General features: G+C 61.4%; 20 protein-coding genes. 8 read left to right on the plus strand and 12 right to left on the minus strand.

What is annotated here, in order from left to right:
• Window positions 1-84: 84 nt before the first annotated feature.
• Window positions 85-1,386: an amino-acid N-acetyltransferase gene (gene argA, locus PF1751_RS26635; RefSeq protein WP_010207355.1), complete on the minus strand. Its 1,302-nt coding sequence runs from the start codon at window positions 1,384-1,386 to the stop codon at window positions 85-87.
• A gap of 135 nt (window positions 1,387-1,521) precedes the next feature.
• On the minus strand, window positions 1,522-2,670 hold the full coding sequence (argE, locus tag PF1751_RS26640; protein ID WP_010207356.1) for an acetylornithine deacetylase: 1,149 nt from the start codon (window positions 2,668-2,670) through the stop codon (window positions 1,522-1,524).
• A 158-nt stretch (window positions 2,671-2,828) separates the two neighbouring features.
• On the opposite strand from argE, the gene PF1751_RS26645 reads away from it, so the two are divergent.
• Window positions 2,829-4,196: a CYTH domain-containing protein gene (locus PF1751_RS26645; protein ID WP_010207357.1), complete on the plus strand. Its 1,368-nt coding sequence runs from the start codon at window positions 2,829-2,831 to the stop codon at window positions 4,194-4,196.
• Window positions 4,197-4,300: 104 nt separating this feature from the next.
• On the opposite strand, the gene PF1751_RS26650 is transcribed toward PF1751_RS26645, so the two are convergent.
• A complete protein-coding gene (locus PF1751_RS26650) occupies window positions 4,301-4,771 on the minus strand; it encodes an Lrp/AsnC family transcriptional regulator (RefSeq protein ID WP_010207358.1) in 471 nt (156 codons plus the stop codon).
• A gap of 127 nt (window positions 4,772-4,898) precedes the next feature.
• On the opposite strand from PF1751_RS26650, the gene PF1751_RS26655 reads away from it, so the two are divergent.
• The 7 genes from PF1751_RS26655 (at window position 4,899) to PF1751_RS26685 (ending at window position 10,996) form a co-directional block, all read left to right on the plus strand.
• On the plus strand, window positions 4,899-5,237 hold the full coding sequence (locus PF1751_RS26655) for a hypothetical protein (RefSeq protein ID WP_010207359.1): 339 nt from the start codon (window positions 4,899-4,901) through the stop codon (window positions 5,235-5,237).
• Window positions 5,238-5,321: 84 nt separating this feature from the next.
• A complete protein-coding gene (locus tag PF1751_RS26660) occupies window positions 5,322-7,001 on the plus strand; it encodes a GspE/PulE family protein (RefSeq protein WP_010207361.1) in 1,680 nt (559 codons plus the stop codon).
• A gap of 77 nt (window positions 7,002-7,078) precedes the next feature.
• Window positions 7,079-7,999 (plus strand): SPFH domain-containing protein, encoded by a 921-nt coding sequence (locus PF1751_RS26665; protein ID WP_010207363.1) that lies wholly within the window; start codon window positions 7,079-7,081, stop codon window positions 7,997-7,999.
• Window positions 8,000-8,009: 10 nt separating this feature from the next.
• Window positions 8,010-8,456 carry an NfeD family protein gene (locus PF1751_RS26670; protein WP_010207365.1) on the plus strand — a complete coding sequence of 149 codons (447 nt, stop codon included), beginning with the start codon at window positions 8,010-8,012 and terminating at the stop codon, window positions 8,454-8,456.
• A gap of 69 nt (window positions 8,457-8,525) precedes the next feature.
• Complete coding sequence (locus PF1751_RS26675) at window positions 8,526-8,840, plus strand: DUF2388 domain-containing protein (protein ID WP_003176799.1); 315 nt, start codon at window positions 8,526-8,528, stop codon at window positions 8,838-8,840.
• A gap of 188 nt (window positions 8,841-9,028) precedes the next feature.
• Entirely contained in the window at window positions 9,029-9,694 is a 666-nt protein-coding gene (locus PF1751_RS26680) for an outer membrane protein (protein WP_010207367.1), read from the plus strand.
• A gap of 159 nt (window positions 9,695-9,853) precedes the next feature.
• On the plus strand, window positions 9,854-10,996 hold the full coding sequence (locus tag PF1751_RS26685; protein WP_010207369.1) for a DegT/DnrJ/EryC1/StrS family aminotransferase: 1,143 nt from the start codon (window positions 9,854-9,856) through the stop codon (window positions 10,994-10,996).
• Window positions 10,997-11,123: 127 nt separating this feature from the next.
• Here PF1751_RS26685 and gcvH read toward each other — a convergent pair whose 3' ends face one another.
• The 9 genes from gcvH to PF1751_RS26730 form a co-directional block, all read right to left on the minus strand.
• The gene (gene gcvH / locus PF1751_RS26690; RefSeq protein WP_010207370.1) at window positions 11,124-11,507 is read right to left on the minus strand and encodes a glycine cleavage system protein GcvH; all 384 of its coding nucleotides are present in this window, start codon (window positions 11,505-11,507) and stop codon (window positions 11,124-11,126) included.
• Window positions 11,508-11,560: 53 nt separating this feature from the next.
• Complete coding sequence (gene gcvT, locus PF1751_RS26695; protein WP_010207372.1) at window positions 11,561-12,643, minus strand: glycine cleavage system aminomethyltransferase GcvT; 1,083 nt, start codon at window positions 12,641-12,643, stop codon at window positions 11,561-11,563.
• Window positions 12,644-12,798: 155 nt separating this feature from the next.
• Window positions 12,799-14,415 carry an ABC transporter permease gene (locus tag PF1751_RS26700; RefSeq protein ID WP_044288041.1) on the minus strand — a complete coding sequence of 539 codons (1,617 nt, stop codon included), beginning with the start codon at window positions 14,413-14,415 and terminating at the stop codon, window positions 12,799-12,801.
• Between the two features lie 163 nt (window positions 14,416-14,578).
• Complete coding sequence (locus PF1751_RS26705; RefSeq protein ID WP_010207376.1) at window positions 14,579-15,583, minus strand: extracellular solute-binding protein; 1,005 nt, start codon at window positions 15,581-15,583, stop codon at window positions 14,579-14,581.
• A gap of 161 nt (window positions 15,584-15,744) precedes the next feature.
• Window positions 15,745-16,962, minus strand: coding sequence for a 2-octaprenyl-3-methyl-6-methoxy-1,4-benzoquinol hydroxylase (locus tag PF1751_RS26710; RefSeq protein ID WP_167337379.1), 1,218 nt, complete (start codon window positions 16,960-16,962; stop codon window positions 15,745-15,747).
• A 9-nt stretch (window positions 16,963-16,971) separates the two neighbouring features.
• Entirely contained in the window at window positions 16,972-17,457 is a 486-nt protein-coding gene (locus tag PF1751_RS26715) for a DUF4442 domain-containing protein (protein WP_010207379.1), read from the minus strand.
• On the minus strand, window positions 17,450-18,637 hold the full coding sequence (gene ubiH / locus PF1751_RS26720) for a 2-octaprenyl-6-methoxyphenyl hydroxylase (RefSeq protein ID WP_010207380.1): 1,188 nt from the start codon (window positions 18,635-18,637) through the stop codon (window positions 17,450-17,452). Before ubiH ends, PF1751_RS26715 begins: the two co-directional genes overlap by 8 nt.
• A complete protein-coding gene (gene pepP / locus PF1751_RS26725) occupies window positions 18,634-19,956 on the minus strand; it encodes a Xaa-Pro aminopeptidase (protein ID WP_021492631.1) in 1,323 nt (440 codons plus the stop codon). The genes ubiH and pepP overlap by 4 nt, the downstream gene beginning before the upstream one ends.
• 19 nt (window positions 19,957-19,975) lie before the next feature.
• Window positions 19,976-20,533: a YecA/YgfB family protein gene (locus tag PF1751_RS26730; protein WP_021492630.1), complete on the minus strand. Its 558-nt coding sequence runs from the start codon at window positions 20,531-20,533 to the stop codon at window positions 19,976-19,978.
• Between the last annotated feature and the right edge of the window lie 79 nt (window positions 20,534-20,612).

Consider the following 20,612-nt stretch of genomic DNA (forward strand, 5'->3'; position numbering starts at 1 on the left):
TGCAAGCGCCTCGGTGCTCAGTTGAACCGAGGTGATGCTATCGCTGGCAAGCCAGCTCCCACACAAGCCAGCCCCAGCTTTTAGTTACAGCGCCTTTTCGAAAATCTTCGAATTGCGCTGATAGTTGTACAGCGAAGCCCGCGCCGACGGCAGACGGTCCACGCTGCTCGGCTCAAACCCCCGCTCACGGAACCAGTGGGCGGTGCGGGTGGTGAGGACAAACAAGGTCTTCAATCCCTGGGCTCGGGCACGGGATTCGATACGCTCCAGCAACACATCTCCGCGCGCGCCGTGGCGATATTCCGGGTTCACCGCCAGGCACGCCAGCTCCCCCGCATTCGAATCCGCGATCTGATACAGCGCCGCGCAGGCGATGATCATGCCTTCGCGCTCCACCACGCTGAATTGCTCGATCTCGCGCTCCAGCACTTCCCGCGAACGGCGCACCAGGATGCCCTGCTCTTCCAACGGGCTGATCAGGTCGAGCAAGCCACCGACATCTTCAATCGCCGCTTCGCGCACCAGTTCGAATTGCTCCTGGGCCACCAGCGTACCGCCCCCGTCGCGGGTGAACAGTTCGGTGAGCAACGCGCCGTCTTCGGCGTAGCTGACAATATGACTGCGCCCTACTCCGCCACGGCAGGCCTCCGCGGCCGCATCCAACAGCTCGGCCTGGTAGTTGCTGCTGCCCAGGCGCTGCAGGTGTGCGGGCACTTGTTGCGGACGCAGTTCGCGCACCAGACGACCGTTTTCATCGATCAGGCCCATGTCTGCGCCAAACAGCAGCAGCTTGTCGGCACCCAGGTCGATGGCGGCGCGAGTGGCGACGTCCTCGCAGGCCAGGTTGAAGATCTCACCGGTAGGCGAGTACCCCAATGGCGACAGCAGCACGATGGAACGCTCGTCCAACAGGCGATTGATACCCTTGCGATCGACGCGGCGCACTTCGCCGGTGTGGTGGTAGTCCACGCCTTCCAATACTCCGATAGGACGCGCGGTGACCAGGTTGCCGCTGGCTACCCGCAGGCGCGAACCCTGCATTGGCGACGACGCCATGTCCATGGACAGGCGCGCTTCAATGGCGATACGCAGTTGGCCAACCGCGTCGATCACACACTCCAGCGTTGCCGCATCAGTGATGCGCAAGCCTTCGTGGTAAGCCGGGGTCAGGCCACGGGCTTCAAGGCGCGCTTCGATCTGTGGGCGCGAGCCGTGGACCAATACCAGGCGCACGCCGAGGCTGTGGAGCAACACCAGGTCGTGGACGATGTTGCCGAAGTTGGGATGTTCCACACCGTCGCCGGGCAGCATGACCACAAAGGTGCAGTCGCGGTGCGCGTTGATGTAAGGGGAAGCGTGACGAAGCCAATTTACGTAGTCGGGCATGGAACCTGGGCCTGTAATAAAAAGCAGCCGAAAAAGGATGAGTCGTGAAAACGCACAGCGGGCTGATGGTTATCGTCGGAACAGGCTTGGCGACACGCTCACTCTCCTTCTATGTACGAACAATCAGGGGTTAATTTATGCAGGCTTCAGGCAGTAATGTTCGATCAGTTCCCGCAATAGACGCACTGTAGGCGTCAAGCGTGACATTTCGAGGTACTCGCCCGGCTGGTGGGCGCACGCGATGTCGCCGGGGCCGAGCACCAGGGTTTCACAACCAAGGCGCTGAAGATAAGGCGCTTCGGTGCCGAACGCTACTGCTTCGGCACGATGGCCGGTCAATCGTTCCGCCACCCGCACCAGTTCGGTGTCTTCCGGTTGCTCGAAGGGAGGGACCGCGGGGAACAGTGGCGCGTAGTCGATCTTGACCTGATGGCGCTCGGCGAGCGGTTCAAGCTTCTGCCGGATCGCGGCGCGTAGCACCTCGGGATCCATGCCCGGCAAAGGTCGCAGATCAAACTCCAGGGAACACTGGCCGCAGATGCGGTTGGGGTTATCGCCGCCGTGGATGCAGCCGAAGTTCATGGTCGGCTGCGGCACGCTGAACTGTGGGTTGCGATACTCGCGCTGCCAGCCCAGGCGTAGGCCACGCAGTTCGCCGATGGCGTCGTGCATGGCTTCGAGGGCGCTGTGGCCCAGGCTGGGATCCGACGAATGGCCGCTTTGACCGAGAATGTCGATGCGTTCCATCATCACGCCTTTGTGCAAGCGGATCGGCTTGAGCCCGGTCGGCTCGCCAATCACCGCTGCACGGCCCAGCGGACGCCCTGCCTCGGCCAATGCACGGGCACCGGACATGGAGCTTTCTTCATCGCAGGTGGCGAGGATCAGCAGCGGCTGCTTGAACGTCTGGTCCAGCAGGGGCAGCACTGCTTCGATGGCCAGGGCGAAAAAGCCTTTCATGTCGCAACTGCCCAGTCCCACCCAGCGGCCGTCGACTTCCGTCAGCTTGAGCGGATCGGTCTTCCACAGTGCGGCGTCATAGGGGACCGTGTCGCTATGCCCCGCCAGCACCAGGCCACCGGGACCACTGCCGAAGCTGGCCAGCAGGTTGAACTTGCCAGGGCTGACTTGCTGGATGTCGATGGCGAACCCCAGGTCCCCCAGCCAACTGGCAAGCAAATCGATCACCGGGCGGTTGGTCTGGTCGAGAGATGCCTGGGTGCAACTCACAGAAGGCGCTGCAATCAATGCGGCGAACTGCTCTTTCATGGACGGTAACGGCATGCGCGGTCTCTCAGCTTCCCGGATGAACCTCACTATAGAGCCATCTGCACGACACAATAAACCGTTGCGGCACGTTGCCGGGCTCACTCCTGTACACTGCACGACCTTGGCAGCCACTCTTTTCCCCGGCTGCGCTCCCGATCCTGGATGTACCGGCCATGCAAAAAGAAACTGAAATCAAACTCCGCGTCAGCCGCGAGACCCTCGCGGCGCTGCGTGAGCACCCGCTCCTGAAAAAACGCAACAAAAGTGGCTGGGAACGCCGTGAGTTGATGAACCAGTATTTCGACACCCCCGAGCGCGATCTGGCCCAGGCCAAAGTCGCCCTGCGCCTGCGCAAGGACGGTGACGACATCATCCAGACCCTCAAGACCCGCGGCCAAAGCGTCGCCGGCTTGTCGGAACGCAACGAATACAACTGGGACCTGCCCAAAGCCAAGCTCGACGTGAAAAAACTCGACGGCGAATGCTGGCCCGAGCAATTGGCCGAGTTGGACAAAAAGACCCTCAAGCCGATCTTCACCACCGACTTCGTGCGCGAACGCGCCGAAATCGCCTGGGGCCGCGGCAAGGCCAAGGTAGTCATCGAAGCCGCCCTGGACCTGGGCCACGTGGTCGTCGGCAAGCAGAAAGAAGAGATCTGTGAGCTGGAGCTGGAACTGCGCGAAGGCGAACCGGCTGCATTGCTGGAGCTGGCCGCCGAACTGGCCGCCACCCTGGCACTGATGCCATGCGATATCAGCAAGGCCGAGCGCGGCTACCGCCTGTACGACGCCAGCAGCTATTCCCTGAGCCTGCCGGCGCCACAGCTGCACGCCGAAATGCCATTGGACGACGCCTTCGCCGCGATCATGTGGCACCTGCTGGGCAGCAGCCAGCGCCTGGCCGAGCAGTACCGCTTCAATGGCCACTGGCGCCTGCTGCAAGACTGGGTCGACAACCTCGGCGAACTGCGCGCCCTGGTCGGCAGCCTCGGCCAGGCCGCACCGCGTCAATCCACCAGCGAACTGCGCAGCGCACTGGATGCCCTGCTGGAAGACTGGCGCCCACTGGTTCAAGCCGGTGACGACGACGAAGACATCCGCAAAGCCGCGCCGGAACAGTTCACCGAAGAACTGGAAGACGTGCGCTGGGGCCTGTTTTCCCTGAACGCCTCGCGCTGGCTGCTCGCCCGTACCTGGACTGCCGACCGCAACGTGCGTGGCAACCGCCAGGGCGCTGCGCAACTCACCAACTGGCTGCCGCGCCTGCTCGCCGAGGACGCCGTCGCCCTGCAACTGCCGCGCTACCAGCAACAGCCGGAAGACCTGGCCGAGCAACTGCCGCGTATCGAACGCATCCAGGCCTGGCTGCACCATGCGCGTCAGGTGGTGGACATTCCGGAGCTGGACCGTTTGTACGGTGAGCTGAACAAGTTGGCCCAACTGGCCAACCAGCCGATCACCGATGAGTCGCTGGATGCGCGGATGCATCAGGCGATTGCGGTGTATCAGAACCGGGCCTGGAAGACTTTGTTGCGTCTGTAACGATGTCATCGCGGGCAAGCCCGGCTCCCACGCTGATTGTGTTCACAGACAGGTAGCTGTGAACTCAATCCACTGTGGACTTGCCCGCGATGAGGCCGGCCCTGTCAGCGCAACACTGGCAGGCTGGTGGTGGACTTGATCTCCGACAACGCCACAATCGAATTGACCTCCTGAATCCCCGGCACCATCGACAACTTCTCGAAGAAAAACCGCTCATAGGCCTCAATGTCCGAGGTAACGATGCGCAGCAGAAAATCCACCGCCCCCATCAGCACATAACACTCCAGCACTTCCGGAAACCCGCGAATCGCGTCGGTGAACTCGGTGAAGTTGGAGCGCCCGTGGGCGTTGAGTTTGACCTCGGCGAAGATCTGCGTATTGAGGCCGATCTTCTTGCGATCCAGCAAAGTCACCTGGCCGCGAATCACGCCCTCTTCCTTGAGACGTTGAATACGCCGCCAGCAAGGTGACTGAGAAAGGCCCACCTGTTCGGCGATCTGTGCGCTGGACAGCGAGGCGTCCTCTTGCAGCAAGGCCAGGATACGGCGGTCGTAAGCGTCCAACTCGCTGTGCATATAAATACCTTCAATGGTGCCTATCTTGAATTGATCAATTCGATTATTCCTAAAACAGGCTCATCTTAGATAAGAAATCTCCGCTGGCGAATGTAAAAATTTCTCCAGTCGAATCTGGAGCTTTCCCATGCACGCCGTCGAAACCAACTACCCCGTTACCCGCGTCGACGCGTGGGCCGTCAACAGCGTTCATTGCCAGGCGCATTACCGAATCGTCGCCGAGGCGGAGCCCGACCTGTTGTGCCGGGTCCTCAACTATTTCGCCCTGCAATTCCTCACGCCGCGACAGGTCATGGTGAACCGCGAAGAGGACCTGCTGAACATCGACATCGTGATGGACGGCCTGAGCTGGCACCGGGCCCAGGTGATCGGTGAAAAGATTCGAAACCTGATCAGCGTGTGCACTCTGGATATGTGGTCGGCTGATTCCGTAGGGCCTCAAGCGGTGGTGGCGGTCGCCCAGTAAAAGCCTGCAATACACACTGGGAGGAAGATGTTCAGCGGCTGTCTAGCCTGGGACTTACGCCCTCAGCCACCCAGGAAAACCTTCATGCCGGTTGATCAACGATTGGAACTGCATCAACTGTTGCCGGCTTTGGTCGAAGGGCGGCTGATCACGCCAGAAATCGCCCAACGCTTGTCGGCGCTGCCGGCCAGCAACACCCTGCACCCATTGGAGAGCATCGCAGCCCAAGGCCTGTGCCTGGAAACCCTGACCGAATGGCTCGCCCAACGGGCCGGGCAACCTTATCTGCGCATCGACCCATTGAAAATCGACGTGGCGACGGTAGTGCCACTGATGTCCCACGCGTTCGCCCAACGCCACGCCATCCTCGCGGTGGCGGTGGATGCCCAAACCGTCACCGTCGCCAGCGCCCAGCCCCATGTCACCAGTTGGGAAGCCGGGCTTTCGCAGGTGCTCAAGCGTTCGATCAAACGCGTGGTCGCCAATCCCCAGGACATTACGCGCTGTATCGGTGAGTTCTACCGGCTGGCGAAGTCCGTCAGCGGAGCCGATCAAAAGGTGGTGGCAGCTGGCAACGTCGATCTGCTCAACCTCGGCGCCCGCGAACAGGAACCGGATGCCAATGACGCACACATCGTCAATATCGTCGACTGGCTGCTGCAGTACGCTTTCGCCCAGCGCGCCAGTGATATCCACATTGAACCGTGCCGTGAACAGGGACGTGTGCGCTTTCGTATCGACGGGCTGCTGCATGATGTCTACCAGTTTCCGCCCCAGGTAACGATGGCGGTAGTCAGCCGCCTGAAAAGCCTGGGCCGCATGAACGTGGCAGAAAAACGCAGGCCCCAGGACGGCCGGGTCAAAACCAAAAGCCCGACGGGCGCTGAGGTTGAGCTACGCCTTTCCACCTTGCCCACGGCATTTGGCGAGAAGTTGGTGCTGCGGATTTTCGACCCGCAGGTGTTGCTCAAGGGCTTTGACCAGCTTGGCCTGTCGGCGGATGACCAGCGACGCTGGCAATCCATGACGCGCCAGACTCACGGCATCATCCTGGTGACCGGCCCGACCGGTTCGGGCAAGACCAGCACGCTCTACACCACACTCAGGCAACTGGCGACCCGGGAGGTCAACCTGTGCACCGTGGAAGACCCGATCGAGATGGTCGAGCCCACGTTCAACCAAATGCAGGTGCAGCACAACATCGACCTGACCTTCGCCAGCGGCATCCGCGCCCTGCTGCGCCAGGACCCGGACATCATCATGATTGGCGAGATCCGCGACCAAGAGACCGCCGAAATGGCGATCCAGGCCGCGTTGACTGGGCATCTGGTGCTGTCGACCCTGCATACCAACGACGCCCCCAGCGCCATCAGCCGTTTGCAGGAACTGGGCATTGCTCATTATTTGATCAAGGCCACCTTGCTGGGGGTGATGGCGCAGCGGCTGGTGCGGGTGTTGTGCCCTCATTGCAAGCGGACGCTGGGTGACGCCCATGAGGCGGTCGGATGCGGGGAGTGTCGACAGAGCGGTTATCGGGGGCGAGCCGGTGTTTACGAAATCATGGTGCTGAATGAAGCACTCAAAACCCTGATCACACCCGGCGCCGATCTACACGCCCTGCGCCAGAAAGCGATTGCCCAAGGGATGTGCAGCCTGCGCATGGCCGGCGTGAAAAAGGTCGAGGCGGGGCTGACCACGATGGCAGAAGTATTACGAGTAACGCCTGGGGATTCGGTAACAAATCCTTTGTTTGATAAGCAGTGAAACCGTTCTTATCGGTGACAACACCGTTACAATCGGCTCAACGTCGTTTCACTGAAACATTCAGATAGGGAATCGCTATGCAGATCGGAACCGTACTGCTTCTTTTCGTGGGATTGGCCATTGCCATCCTATTCATGGGTTTCAAGGTGGTCCCACAGGGGTACCAGTGGACGGTCGAGCGTTTCGGCCGCTACACCAACACCCTCAAACCTGGCCTGAACATCATCATCCCGGTCATGGACCGCATTGGTCGCAAGATCAACGTGATGGAAAGCGTGCTGGATATCCCACCCCAGGAAGTCATCACCGCCGACAACGCCACTGTGCAGATCGACGCCGTGTGTTTCTTCCAGGTGGTCAACACCGCCCAGGCCGCGTACGAGGTCAACAACCTCGAACACGCCATCCGCAACCTGCTGCAAACCAACATCCGTACCGTACTCGGGTCCATGGAGCTGGATGCCATGCTCAGCCAGCGTGATGGCATCAACGAAAAACTGCTGAAGACCGTAGACGAAGCCACCGCGCCGTGGGGCATCAAGATCACCCGTATCGAGATCAAGGACATCAGCCCGCCCGCCGACCTGATGGCCGCCATGTCGGGCCAGATGAAAGCCGAGCGAATCAAGCGTGCACAGATCCTTGAAGCGGAAGGGCTGCGAGCATCGGCAATCCTGACCGCCGAAGGCAAGAAACAGGCGCAGATCCTTGAGGCCGAAGGTAGCCGGCAGGCGGCGTTCCTGGAGTCTGAAGCCCGCGAACGTCAGGCCGAAGCAGAAGCCCGCGCGACGCAAGTCGTGTCGGAAGCGATCGCGTCGGGCAATGTGCAAGCGGTGAACTACTTCGTCGCGCAAAAATACATTGATGCGCTGGGCAAGCTGGCATCGGCCAACAACAGCAAGGTCATCCTGATGCCGCTGGAAGCCAGCCAGGTGATCGGTGCAGTCGGTGGTATCGGCGAGATCGTCAAGGCAACGTTCGACAACAAGAAAGGCTGAGGCCAGCGCCATGTGGGATTTCCTGCAGCATCTGTCGTTTTGGGATTGGCTGGCACTGGGTACGGTGCTGTTGATCCTTGAGGTATTCGGTGCCGGTGGTTACCTGCTGTGGATGGGCATCGCGGCGGCGGCCGTGGGTGTGATCAAGTTCCTGGTGCCACCCTTGGGGCTGGAGTGGCAACTCCTACTGTTTGCCGTGTTGTCGATCCTGACCGCGGTGTATTGGTGGAGGCGCCAGCGCAGCAGTGCCAAGGCCAGCGACCAGCCGGGACTGAACGAGCGTGGCTCGGAGCTGATCGGCCGCACCTTCGTGGTGCATCAGGCAATTGTGGATGGGCGAGGCAAGATAAAGGTCGGTGACGGCGTATGGATGGTCACCGGCCCGGACAGCGCTGCAGGTGCTCAAGTCCGGGTGATTGGCCAAGAAGGCGTGGTGTTAAGGGTTGAAACTGTTTAGTCAGTGAGGGAACTCGGTCGGGATAACTACAATCATAATGTACAGATAACCCACCCGGAGTCACCCATCATGCGTCTCAAATATGCTGTCGCAACCCTCGCTGTGCTTTCCCTCCCTGTCGGTTCAGCCATGGCCGACAGTTTCTGGCGCAATGTCATCTCGTCGGGCGCCACCACTGGCTCGACGTACCTGACCTTCAAGGACCACAAGCTGGTGGTCGCCGCCCAGGATGACGCAGGCAGCTTTGTTGCCAGCGACGGCGGCATCCGCGGCCCGTACCTGGAAGCGGCCATGCAGAAAGTCCGCGCCGACAACCCTGGCCTGCAAGCCACGGATATGGAACTGGCCAACGCCATTCTCGCGAAAAACGCAGTTACCGAATAACTCGGGTTCGATAAAAAATGCCGCTTTAAACAGCGGCATTTTTTTGTCTTCAGCTCCTACGGTCATCGCACCTGAGCACTACATAAATGTTCCTGCTTTCACAGCTGAATACGGACAAGTCCTGTGGAGCCTCTTCCTGCCGGGCAACAAGCTAAGGGTTCCTTTTTGAATAAAGCGAATCACTGCCCATGCACAAGATTGCCTACGCTCTGCTGCTCTCTGCATTTGCTACCGCCTACGCCCAGGCAGAAAGCTGGTACGGATCAGCCAAATTCAACAATGCCCGCCAGAACCTCTCCAGTTCGTTGCTCACCAGCCCTCGCGTGACTGAACGGGTGGACGCCCCGGATAGCAGCAAGTCATTCGTGGCCTCTTTCGCCGCTGGCTATAGCTTTGACAATGGCTGGCGACTGGAAGGGGAATACACGCTGCCGAACAACTCGACATTCAAATCCTACTGGGCCCCCTTTAATGCCAACGTCAACAGTTTGCAGGTCCAGAGCCAACGCTTGATGCTCAACGGCTATAAAGATATCCCTATCAACCAGTGGTTGTCGTTTTACGGTATGGCAGGTGTCGGCGTCGCACGCATTGAAGCCGAAGGCTATCAAACCAATGAAAGCCGCCGTTTCGCCAACAACCGCCAACACAACCTCGCCTATAGCGTAGGCATGGGTCTGGAAGCGAAGGTTAGCCAGCAACTGAGTCTGGGAGCGGGCTATCGTTACATCGCCATGGGTGACGTGGAAACCGGCTACAACACCTTCGCAAACCGTGTGAACGCTCGTGATGAACAACTCAAAGGCAAGCTCAAAGAGCAGAACGTGTTCCTGGAAGCGCGGTACACCTTCTGAGTCCCATTAGAGAATGCCGCTTTTGAAGCGGCATTTTTTTGCCCAACCGACGACGATTCATTCACAGGCGACAGGCTATATTCAGTCAAGCCGTGCAACCATGCCGGTACTGCTACCTCGCCCACTCAACGCCACTCTGAAACGGATGCCTTCGTCGTCATGAGCCAACAGCCCTTCCTGCCGTTCTCCAAACCCACCATCGATGAAGCCACCATCTCGGCGGTCGGCGATGTACTGCGCTCAGGCTGGATCACCAGTGGGCCGAAAGTGCAGGCGTTCGAGGCTCAGTTGTCGGAATACTTTGGCGGCCGGCCGGTGCGCACCTTCAACTCCGGGACGTGCACCATGGAGATTGCCTTGCGCATTGCCGGGATTGGGCCGGGCGATGAAGTGATTACCACGCCGATCTCCTGGGTTGCCACGGCCAACGTGATCCTGGAAGTGGGCGCCACGCCGGTGTTTGCCGATATCGACCCGGTCACCCGCAACATCGACCTGGCCCAAGTGGAGGCCGCGATTACCCCGCGCACCAAGGCGATCATCCCGGTTTACCTGGCCGGCCTGCCCCTGGACATGCCGATGCTGTATGCGCTGGCAAACAAGTACAACCTGCGCATCGTCGAGGATGCTGCTCAGGCGCTGGGTTCCAGCTGGGATGGCGAGCGTATCGGCGCCACCGGTGATTTCGTGTCTTTCAGCTTCCAGGCCAACAAGAACATCACGTCTTCCGAGGGCGGTTGCCTGGTCTTGAACAACGCCGAGGAAGCGCGGCTGGCGGAAAAATATCGTCTGCAGGGCGTTACCCGCACCGGCTTCGACGGTTTGGATGTGGATGTGCTGGGCGGCAAATTCAATATGACCGACATCGCCGCCGCCATTGGCCTGGGGCAGTTTGCCCATATCGAGCAGATCACCACGCATCGTCAGAACCTGGCGCGGCATTATTTCAAATGCTTTGGCAGTGATTTTGAAGAGCAATACGGCGCACAACTGCCACCGGCCGACTTCGAAAACAGCAACTGGCACCTGTTCCAACTGGTGCTGCCGGAACGCCAGGACGGTCTGCCGGCCCGCGCCACCTTCATGGAGCAGATGCAGGCCCACGGCGTCGGCATTGGCTATCACTACCCACCGATCCACCTGCTGAGCCTTTATCGCGCGCAGGGGTTCAAGGAAGGTATGTTCCCGGTGGCAGAAAAGGTAGGTCGTTTGATCGTGTCGTTGCCGATGTTCACAGCAATGACAGAAGCGGATGTGGAGCGGTCGGTGGCAGCAGTGAAGGCGGTCCTGAAAGCCGGCTAGCCATAATCAGCTGTGGGAGCTGGCTAGCCTGCGAGTGCATCACCTGGGTATCACTGATACACCGAGGTGCCCGCATCGCAGGTTAGCCAGCTCCCACATTGTTTTGAGCCGGTCCAGCTATTGGCGTTTACTCGCCGATGGCGGCTTTGTAGCCAGCAGCATCCAGCAGTTTTTCCAGATCAGCCGGGTCGTTTGGCTTGAGCTTGAAGATCCACGCGCCGTACGGGTCGGAGTTCAACAGCTCTGGCTCGTCGCTCAAGGCCTCGTTCACCGCGATCACTTCGCCAGCTACCGGCGAGTAGATATCCGAAGCGGCCTTCACCGACTCCACCACACCCGCCTGGGCCGCCGCGTCAAACACGCTGCCGACTTCGGTCAGCTCAACGAACACCACATCACCCAACGCTTCCTGTGCATGGTCGGAAATACCGACGGTCACGGTGCCGTCGGCTTCCAGGCGTGCCCATTCGTGGCTTTCGGCGAAACGCAGGTCGGCAGGGATATCGCTCATAATCTGTGTCCTCAAGAGGTAATGTCAGCGGCCATTGGCCTGCCGAAAATAGGTTAGATCAAGGTTTTGCCATGGCGCACGAAGGTCGGTTTGACCACTCGAACCGGGTACCACTTGCCGCGGATTTCCACTTCGGCCCGATCGGCAGTGGCCGTCGGTACACGCGCCAGGGCAATGGATTTGCTCAGCGTAGGAGAGAAACTACCACTGGTGATCTCCCCTTCGCCAATATTGGCGATACGAACCACCTGATGAGCACGTAAAACCCCGCGCTCTTCCAGTACCAGGCCGACCAGTTTGAACTGGACACCCGTCGCTTTTTCCGCTTCCAGCGCAGCACGACCAATGAAGTTACGCTCGGCGGGCTCCCAGGCAATGCTCCAGGCCATGTTCGACGCCAGGGGCGAAATATCCTGGTGAATGTCCTGACCGTAGAGGTTCATGCCTGCTTCCAGGCGCAGGGTATCGCGGGCGCCAAGGCCGATGGGTGAAATACCGGCACCTACCAGGTCGTTGAAAAAGCCCGGTGCCTGATCGGCCGGCAGGACAATCTCCAGGCCGTCTTCACCGGTGTAACCCGTGCGCGCTATAAACCAATCGCCATCGGCCTGGCCTTCGAAGGGCTTGAGCTGGTGAATCAGCGTGCTGCGAGACTGGGTAACCAGCTCGGCAATCTTCTGCCGGGCGTGAGGGCCTTGGATAGCGAGCATGGCCAGCTCAGGGCGTTCATGCAGCTGCACCTGGTAATTGCCCAGCTGCGCGTGCATCCACGTCATGTCCTGGTCGCGCGTGGAGGCATTGACCACCAGGCGATAAGCGGACTCGGTGCGGTAGACAATCATGTCATCCACCACGCCGCCCTTTTCGTTAAGCATGGCGCTGTACAACGCACGACCGCAGTCGTGCAGACGTTCGACATCATTGGCCAGCAGGTACTGGAGCCATTCCTTGGCCTGGGGGCCGGTGACATCGATCACGGTCATATGAGATACATCGAACACCCCGCAGTCGCGTCGCACCTGATGGTGTTCTTCAACTTGCGAGCCGTAGTGCAGAGGCATATCCCAACCGCCAAAATCGACCATTTTCGCGCCAAGGGCGAGATGCAGGTCATACAGAGGCGTACGCTGTCCCATGGGTTTCTCCTTCCGGGCGTGGCGAAGGTGCGCGGAGCTACTGTTCGTGCCGAACACCTTGAATTACAAGGTCTGCAGCACGTTCAGCGACCCGCTCCGAAAGACGAAGCGCACCGAATGCCGCGCATTGTAGCCGCAAGCTGTAGGACTGGCACCTAACCGATTTGGCGGGCAGAGCGCCGAATCAGCCCGATCACCGGCAACAGGCCTACCAGCACCAGTGTCAACGCGGGCAAAGAAGCCCGCGCCCATTCGCCTTCACTGGTCATTTCAAAGATCCGCACGGCCAGGGTGTCCCAGCCGAACGGGCGCATCAGCAGGGTCGCGGGCATTTCCTTGAGCACATCGACAAAGACCAGCAGCGCTGCGCTCAAGGTCCCCGGCAGCAGCAACGGCAGATACACTTTGCAAAACAGTCGTGGACCGCATACGCCAAGACTGCGCGCGGCTTCCGGCAAGGAGGGCCGGATGCGCGCCAGGCTGTTTTCCAAGGGTCCATAGGCCACCGCCAGGAATCGCACCAGATAAGCCAGCACCAGTGCCGACAGGCTGCCCAACAGCAATGGCTTGCCCGCGCCGCCGAACCAGCCGGACAACGGCACCACCAGTTCACGGTCCAGATAGCTGAACGCCAACATGATCGATACCGCCAGCACCGAACCCGGCAAGGCATAACCGACATTGGCCAGGCTGATGCCGGAGCGGATCGCCCGCGTTGGCGCCAGCCGGTTGGCAAAGGCCAGCACCAGCGCCACGCTGACCGTGATCAAGGCGGCGATCCCGCCCAGGTAAAGGGTGTGGATGATCAGGCCCGAATAACGCTCATCCAGATCGAAGCGGCCACGCTGCCAGAACCAGACGACCAGTTGCAGCATCGGGATGACAAACGCACAGGCGAACACCAGCCCGCACCAGCCACTGGCCGCCGCCGCCTTGAACCCCCGCAGGCGGTACAGCGCCTTGCCCCGTGGTCGCTCGTTGCTCGGTCGGCTGGCACCCCGAGCGCGACGCTCGCCATACAGCACCAGCATCACCACCAACAGCAACAGGCTGGCCAACTGGGCAGCGCTGGAAAGGCTGAAAAAGCCGTACCACGTCTTGTAGATGGCGGTGGTGAACGTGTCGAAGTTGAACACCGAAACCGCACCGAAATCCGCCAGGGTCTCCATCAACGCCAGCGCAACCCCGGCGCCAATCGCCGGCCGCGCCATAGGCAAGGCCACGTGCCAGAACGCTCGCCATGGCGATTGCCCCAGCACCCGTGCAGCCTCCATCAAGCCTTTGCCCTGGGCCAGGAATGCAGTGCGCGCCAGCAGGTAGACGTAGGGGTAGAACACCAGCACGAGGACGATGATCACACCGCCGGTGGAGCGCACCCGTGGCAGACGCAGCCCGGTGCCGAACCATTCGCGCAGCAGGGTTTGCACAGGCCCGGAGAAGTCCAGCAGCCCCACAAACACGAACGCCAGAACATACGCAGGGATGGCGAAGGGCAGCATCAACGCCCAGTCAAGCCAGCGCCGGCCGGGGAATTCGCAGAGGCTGGTCAGCCACGCCAGGCTGACACCCAGCACGGTTACGCCGACACCGACTCCCAACACCAGGGTCAGTGTGTTGCCCAGCAGGCGCGGCATCTGGGTTTCCCAGAGGTGCGACCAGATTTGTGCGTCGATACTTTGCCAGGACAGCAGCAGTACGCTCAGCGGCAGCAGCACCAGGGCGGCAACGGTGAAGACCGGCAGGTACCAGCGGCGTTGGGCGGGGTGGGCCAAGGAAAAGCTCTCAGGCAAATGAAGATTTTGAAGTCACCGCTAACCCATGTGGGAGCTGGCTTGCCTGCGATGCAGGCACCTCGGTGTATCAGTGATACCCAGGTGATGCTATCGCAGGCAAGCCAGCTCCCACATTTGATCGGCGGTGCAGTTGAGGCCGAGCTTAGTTCCAGCCAGCTCGATCCATCAACCGGATCGCCTCGGCCTGGCGCTTGCCCGCCACTTCCACCGGCAAGGTGTCCGCCACGAACTTGCCCCAGCTCGCCACTTCCGCCGACGGCGCCACGGCCGGGTTGGCCGGGAACTCCTGGTTCACGTCGGCAAAGATCTTCTGCGCCTCAGGCGTGGTCATCCACTCCACCAGCGCCTTGGCGGCTTCCGGGTGCGGCGCGTGCTGGGTCAGACCGATGCCCGACAGGTTCACATGCACGCCACGGTCGCCCTGGTTCGGCCAGAACAGTTTTACCGCCAGGTCCGGCTTCTGCTTGTGCAGGCGGCCGTAGTAGTAGGTGTTGACGATGCCTACGTCGCACTGCCCGGCGTTGATCGCTTCCAGCACGGCGATGTCATCGGAGAACACGTCGGTGGACAGGTTGTTCACCCAGCCCTTGACGATTTCTTCGGTCTTGGCCGCACCGTGGGTTTCGATCAAGGTGGCGGTCAGCGACTGGTTGTAGACCTTTTTCGCCGTGCGCAGGCACAGGCGGCCCTCCCACTGCTTGTCGGCCAAGGCTTCGTAGGTGGTGAGGTCGCCCGGTTTTACCCGGTCGGTGGAATAGGCGATGGTCCGCGCGCGCAGGCTCAAGCCGGTCCAGGTATGTTTTGAAGAGCGATATTGCAGGGGGATGTTCTTGTCGATCACCGGGGAGGTGAACGGTTGCAGAATGCCCATCTGCTCGGCCTGCCAGAGGTTGCCGGCGTCGACGGTAAGCAGCAGGTCGGCGGTGGCGTTTTCGCCCTCGGCCTTGATGCGCTGCATCAGCGGGGCTTCCTTGTCGGTGATGAACTTCACCTGCACGCCGGTTTTCTGGGTGTAGGCATCGAACACCGGCTTGATCAGTTCATCGATGCGCGAGGAGTAGACCACCACTTCGTCGGCGGCCTGCACGGTGGTGCTGCCGATCAAGGTGAGTGCCAGAGCAGTCAGGAGGCGCTTGGGTGCCAACATGGGGGCAGTCTCTCATTTGCAAAAAGAGGGCAAATGATAAGGACTCACATTTGGTAGCGCTTGGTGGAGGCGTTACCAGATGTTGCATAGCCAGCATTTTGCGGTGGAGCTGATGGCCTCTTCGCGGGCAAGCCCGCTCCCACAGGGACCGGGCTTCAATGTCAGGGTTTGGCCAGGTCAGGGAGATCGCCGGTCAGGCCCAGCGCCTGGCGTACAAACACGGCCTTGGCTTCGGGCATCTGGTCGACCAGCTTCAACCCGGCATTACGCAACCAGCGCAGCGGTAGTTGGTCAGCCTGGAACAACCGCTCGAAACCTTCCATCGCCGCCATCAGCGCCAGATTGTGCGGCATGCGTCGGCGTTCGTAGCGGCTCAGCACCTTCACATCTGCCAGGCGCTCGCCGCGCTCGGTCGCCGACAGCAGCACTTCGGCCAGTGTCGCTGCGTCTAGAAAGCCCAGGTTCACGCCCTGCCCTGCCAATGGGTGGATGACGTGGGCCGCGTCGCCGATCAATGCCAGGCCTTCGGCCACGTAGCGTTTGGCGTGACGCTGGCGCAACGGCACGCAGACGCGCGGGTCGGCGCTCAGCACCGTACCGAGACGACCTTCAAAAGCCCGCTCCAGTTCGCGGCAGAAGCTTTCATCATCCAGCGCCATCAAGCGCTCGGACTCGGCCGGCGTCGTCGACCAGACGATCGAACACCAATCCTCCTGCCCGTCCCGCACAAGCGGCAGGAACGCCAGCGGGCCGGTGTCGGTAAAGCGTTGCCACGCCGTGCGCTGGTGCGGCTCGCTGCTGCGCACGCTGGTGACGATGGCGTTATGCAGGTAGTTCCATTCGCGGGTCGCGGTGCCGGTCAGGCGGCGCACGGCGGAGTTGGCACCATCGGCAGCCACCACCAGCGGCGCGCGCAACGTGCGGCCGTCGGCCAGGGTCAGCAACCAGTCATCGCCGGAGCGGCGCATCTGTTCCAGGCGTGCATTGGCCAGCAGGCCCAGGTCGCAGTCATGCAGGCGGTCGAGCAAGGCATCCTGCACAACGCGGTTCTCGACGATGTGCCCGAGCACCTCGGCATGCACGCTGGCCGCCGAGAAGTGGATCTGCCCGGTGCCGCTGCCGTCCCACACCTGCATCTCGCCGTAAGGACTGGCGCGCCGAGACACGATGCCATCCCACACGCCCAGGCGCTCGAGGATGCGCTGGCTGGCGGCCGACAAGGCGCTCACCCGTGGCTCGAAGGCCGCGTCACGGTCGAACGGCTTGACGCTCAGCGGGCTGCCGTCAAGCAGCAGCACCTGCAGGCCACTGCCCTGCAACGCCAGCGCCAGGGCGCTTCCGACCATTCCGGCCCCGACAATCAGCACATCTGCGCGCATGTCCATGCTTTAAGCCTGTCTCACTGGCGGCTTGCGCCGCACGTAAAGGGTTTTGTCGACCCGCGCCACCAGGGTGCCGGAGCCGTCATGAATCTGCACCTTGAGGTGGGGCAGGTACTTCTCGCCACCTTCGGTGTGTCGACGAATCTCGTCCAGCAAGGCTTCGTCGATGGAAAATTCGGCATACACCGGGCCTTTGCCCGGCGAGACAAAGTCGATGCTCGCGGCCTTGTCCCACACGATGTAGTCGCGGCCCAGGTTCTCCATCAGCATCAGCATGTAGAACGGATCAACCATCGAATACAGGCTGCCGCCGAATTGCGTGCCGACATAGTTGCGGTTGTACCAGCCCAGGCCCATGCGCACTTTAACCTGACGAAAATCGGCGCTCATATGCCGCACGCTGACCCCCGCGCCCAGGTACGGTGGATACAGGGTCATGATCCAACGCAACAACCGCGCCTTGCCGAGGCGTTCGATCAACCACTTACGCATCGGGGCGCGTGCCCAGGCCCATGGCCTGACGGGCGAACCAGCGCTTGGCCGGCGGCAACAGATCCAGGCCCAGCAGGCCCATGTTGCGACCCAGCGCGACCAACGGCTGGGCGCTGCCGAACAGGCGCGTGACCTGGTCGGAGAAGCCCACGGTGAGTTTCTGGTCGAGGCGCTGTCGGTCCCGATAGCCCTGCAAGGTGGCCAGGTCACCCGGCACTTGCGGCCCGGCCAGCAAAGCATCGGCCAACGCATTCGCATCACGCAGGGACAGGTTGAAGCCCTGTCCGGCAATCGGGTGCAGGCTGTGGGCGGCATTGCCAAGGACCGCCAGGTGCGAGCGCACTTGTTCCTCGGCTTCAACCAACGTCAGCGGGTACAGATGACGAGCGCCCACTTGCTTCAGCGTGCCCAGGCGGTAGCCGAACACGCCCTGCAATTCACTCAGGAAGCTGCGTTCGTCGAGATTGGCCAGGCGTTGCGCGTCCATGCCGATGCGGGTCCACACCAGCGCGCAGCGGTTGTCCGGCAGTGGTAGCAAGGCCATCGGGCCTTCATCGGTGAAACGCTCGAACGCTTCGCCGTTATGGGATTCGCTGGGGGTGATGTTGGCGATCAGCGCGCTCTGGTTGTACGGGCGGGTTTTCACGCCAATACCCAATTGCTCGCGCAGGCCGGAGCGGCCACCGTCAGCCAGTACGGCGAGGTCGCATTCCAGGACGGTTTCATCGTTGAGCGTCAGGCGGTAGCCATCGGGCAGCGGCTCCATGCGCGTGACTTCCGCCGGACAACGCCAGCTGACCACGTCTTTATCCAGGCCTTGCCACAGGCATTGGCCCAGCCAAGCGTTTTCCACCACATAACCGAGCGCCGGCACGCCCTCTTCCATGGCAGACAGCCGCGCGGTAGAGAAGCGTCCACGGTCGGACACGTGGATCTGTTTGATCGGCTCGGCGCGACGGGCAATGTCCTGCCACAGGCCCAGGCGCTGATAGATCTGCCGCGCGCCGTAGGACAAGGCGGAAGAGCGCGCATCGTAGCTTGGCTGGTAGTGGTCGCCCGGCGCGAAGGGTTCGATCAGCACGATCTTCCAGCCCCGCGCCTTGGCCCCGGCCTGCAACGCCAACGCCAGGCTGGCGCCTACCAGGCCGCCGCCGATGATTGCCAGATTGACCCGGCTCATCGGGCAGCCGCCATCAGCGCTTCGATGTCGGCCACGGTTTTGGGCACACCGCCGGTCAGGATTTCACAGCCTTGCTTGGTCACTACCACGTCGTCCTCGATGCGTACGCCAATGCCACGCCATTTCTTTGCCACAGTCTGGTTGTCCGGCGAAATATAGATGCCCGGCTCCACGGTCAACGCCATGCCGACTTCCAGCACCCGCCATTCACCGCCCACTTTGTACTCGCCCACGTCATGCACATCCATGCCCAGCCAGTGGCCGGCGCGGTGCATGTAGAAGGCTTTATACGCTTCGTTGGCGATCAGCTCGTCAACGTCACCTTGCAACAATCCCAGCTTCACCAGCCCGGCGGTGATGACCTGCACCGTCGCCTCGTGGGCCTGGTTCCAATGCTTGTCCGGAGCGATCTCGGCAAACGCGGCTTCCTGGGAAGCCAGTACTATTTCGTAGATCGCCTTCTGTTCCGGCGAAAACTTGCCATTGACCGGCCAGGTGCGGGTGATGTCACTGGCGTAGCAGTCGATCTCACAACCGGCGTCGATCAGCACCAGGTCGCCGTCCTTGAGCACCGCGTCATTCTGCTGGTAATGCAGGATGCAGCTGTTGCGCCCGGCGGCGACGATGGAGCCATAGGCTGGCATCTTCGCGCCGCCTTTGCGAAATTCATAATCCAGCTCGGCTTCCAGGCTGAACTCATGCAAGCCGGCCCGGCTGGCCTGCATCGCCTTCACGTGGGCCGCGCAGGAGATTCGCGCGGCCTCGCGCATCACCTTCACTTCTGCCGCCGATTTATACAGGCGCATGTCGTGGAGCAGATGATCCAGGGCAACGAATTCGTTCGGCGGTTGGGCGCCCAGATGGGCTTTGGAGCGGATCACATTGATCCAGTCCATCAGGTGCCGATCGAACTCGGCGTTGCTGCCCATGGCCGAATACACCCGGTCGCGGCCTTCGATAAGGCCGGGCAGGATGTCGTCGATATCGGTGATGGGGAACGCGTCGTCCGCGCCAAAGTCACGGATCGCGCCTTCGGTGCCGGCGCGCAGGCCGTCCCACAGTTCGCGTTCGGCATTGCGCTCACGGCAGAACAGCACGTACTCGCCGTGCTGGCGACCCGGCATCAGCACGATCACCGCTTCCGGCTCGGGGAAGCCACTCAGGTACTGGAAGTCACTGTCCTGGCGGTACACGTGCTCGACATCACGGTTGCGGATCGCCACGGCAGCGGCCGGCAGGATCGCGATGCTGTTGGGTTCCATCTGCGCCATGAGCGCCTTGCGGCGTCGGGTGTATTCCGCTCGGGGGATATGGATCATGGGCAGATGGGCTTCCTTTTTAGTGCAGCGACGGCTTGGGTGCAGCAGGCTCAGCGGACTTCTTGGTCTCGGTGAACAGCAGCAACGGCGCGACGCGCAGGTATTCCATGACTTCCATGTAGTCGCCTTCACCGTCTTCGGATTCTTCCAGGGCATCTTGCACCTGGGAGATGGCGGCCAGGTCCTGCAACACTTCCTTGGCGTCGGTGCTCAGTTCCAGGCCGCCGGCGTTGACGCCGAAACCGTGGAGGAAGCCTTGGCACCATTGGCCCAGGGCGGCGGCGCGCTCGGCGAGCGGCGCGTCGTCGGTCGGCAGCAGCAGGACCACGGTGACGTCATCACCGGTCAGCTCGCCCTTGACCATCTCTTGCAGGCCGATCAGCGCGTTGCGCACGTTGTCGGTCGGTTCGGTTTCCAGCAGCTCGGCCACGTCTGCCAGCCAGTTGTCGGCATCAAAGCCAACGCCGGTGCAACTGCGGCCCAGCAACACGCCGTGCAGTTCGGCAGGCGAGCATGGGTGGCCGCTGGTGCTCAGCAGTTTGGAAAAAGCGTCGTACGGGGAGTTCTGAATAGGCATGGTGAGCTAGGCGCCAGACGGCGCAATGTCTAGAATGGAGCGCTGTATCCTAGCACCGGCAGACGTACCAAGACTATCA

Origin of the sequence: Pseudomonas simiae (assembly GCF_000934565.1) — a bacterium.
In the GTDB taxonomy this organism is placed as follows: Bacteria; Pseudomonadota; Gammaproteobacteria; order Pseudomonadales; family Pseudomonadaceae; genus Aquipseudomonas; species Aquipseudomonas simiae.

Excerpts from the sequence above, each read along its gene's own strand:
- argA (WP_010207355.1), bottom strand. The coding sequence starts at position 1,386 with ATGCCCGACTACGTAAATTGGCTTCGTCACGCTTCCCCTTACATCAAC.
- argE (WP_010207356.1), bottom strand. The coding sequence starts at position 2,670 with ATGCCGTTACCGTCCATGAAAGAGCAGTTCGCCGCATTGATTGCAGCG.
- PF1751_RS26645 (WP_010207357.1), top strand. The coding sequence starts at position 2,829 with ATGCAAAAAGAAACTGAAATCAAACTCCGCGTCAGCCGCGAGACCCTC.
- PF1751_RS26650 (WP_010207358.1), bottom strand. The coding sequence starts at position 4,771 with ATGCACAGCGAGTTGGACGCTTACGACCGCCGTATCCTGGCCTTGCTG.
- PF1751_RS26655 (WP_010207359.1), top strand. The coding sequence starts at position 4,899 with ATGCACGCCGTCGAAACCAACTACCCCGTTACCCGCGTCGACGCGTGG.
- PF1751_RS26660 (WP_010207361.1), top strand. The coding sequence starts at position 5,322 with ATGCCGGTTGATCAACGATTGGAACTGCATCAACTGTTGCCGGCTTTG.
- PF1751_RS26665 (WP_010207363.1), top strand. The coding sequence starts at position 7,079 with ATGCAGATCGGAACCGTACTGCTTCTTTTCGTGGGATTGGCCATTGCC.
- PF1751_RS26670 (WP_010207365.1), top strand. The coding sequence starts at position 8,010 with ATGTGGGATTTCCTGCAGCATCTGTCGTTTTGGGATTGGCTGGCACTG.
- PF1751_RS26675 (WP_003176799.1), top strand. The coding sequence starts at position 8,526 with ATGCGTCTCAAATATGCTGTCGCAACCCTCGCTGTGCTTTCCCTCCCT.
- PF1751_RS26680 (WP_010207367.1), top strand. The coding sequence starts at position 9,029 with ATGCACAAGATTGCCTACGCTCTGCTGCTCTCTGCATTTGCTACCGCC.
- PF1751_RS26685 (WP_010207369.1), top strand. The coding sequence starts at position 9,854 with ATGAGCCAACAGCCCTTCCTGCCGTTCTCCAAACCCACCATCGATGAA.
- gcvH (WP_010207370.1), bottom strand. The coding sequence starts at position 11,507 with ATGAGCGATATCCCTGCCGACCTGCGTTTCGCCGAAAGCCACGAATGG.
- gcvT (WP_010207372.1), bottom strand. The coding sequence starts at position 12,643 with ATGGGACAGCGTACGCCTCTGTATGACCTGCATCTCGCCCTTGGCGCG.
- PF1751_RS26705 (WP_010207376.1), bottom strand. The coding sequence starts at position 15,583 with ATGTTGGCACCCAAGCGCCTCCTGACTGCTCTGGCACTCACCTTGATC.
- PF1751_RS26710 (WP_167337379.1), bottom strand. The coding sequence starts at position 16,962 with ATGCGCGCAGATGTGCTGATTGTCGGGGCCGGAATGGTCGGAAGCGCC.
- PF1751_RS26715 (WP_010207379.1), bottom strand. The coding sequence starts at position 17,457 with ATGCGTAAGTGGTTGATCGAACGCCTCGGCAAGGCGCGGTTGTTGCGT.
- ubiH (WP_010207380.1), bottom strand. The coding sequence starts at position 18,637 with ATGAGCCGGGTCAATCTGGCAATCATCGGCGGCGGCCTGGTAGGCGCC.
- pepP (WP_021492631.1), bottom strand. The coding sequence starts at position 19,956 with ATGATCCATATCCCCCGAGCGGAATACACCCGACGCCGCAAGGCGCTC.
- PF1751_RS26730 (WP_021492630.1), bottom strand. The coding sequence starts at position 20,533 with ATGCCTATTCAGAACTCCCCGTACGACGCTTTTTCCAAACTGCTGAGC.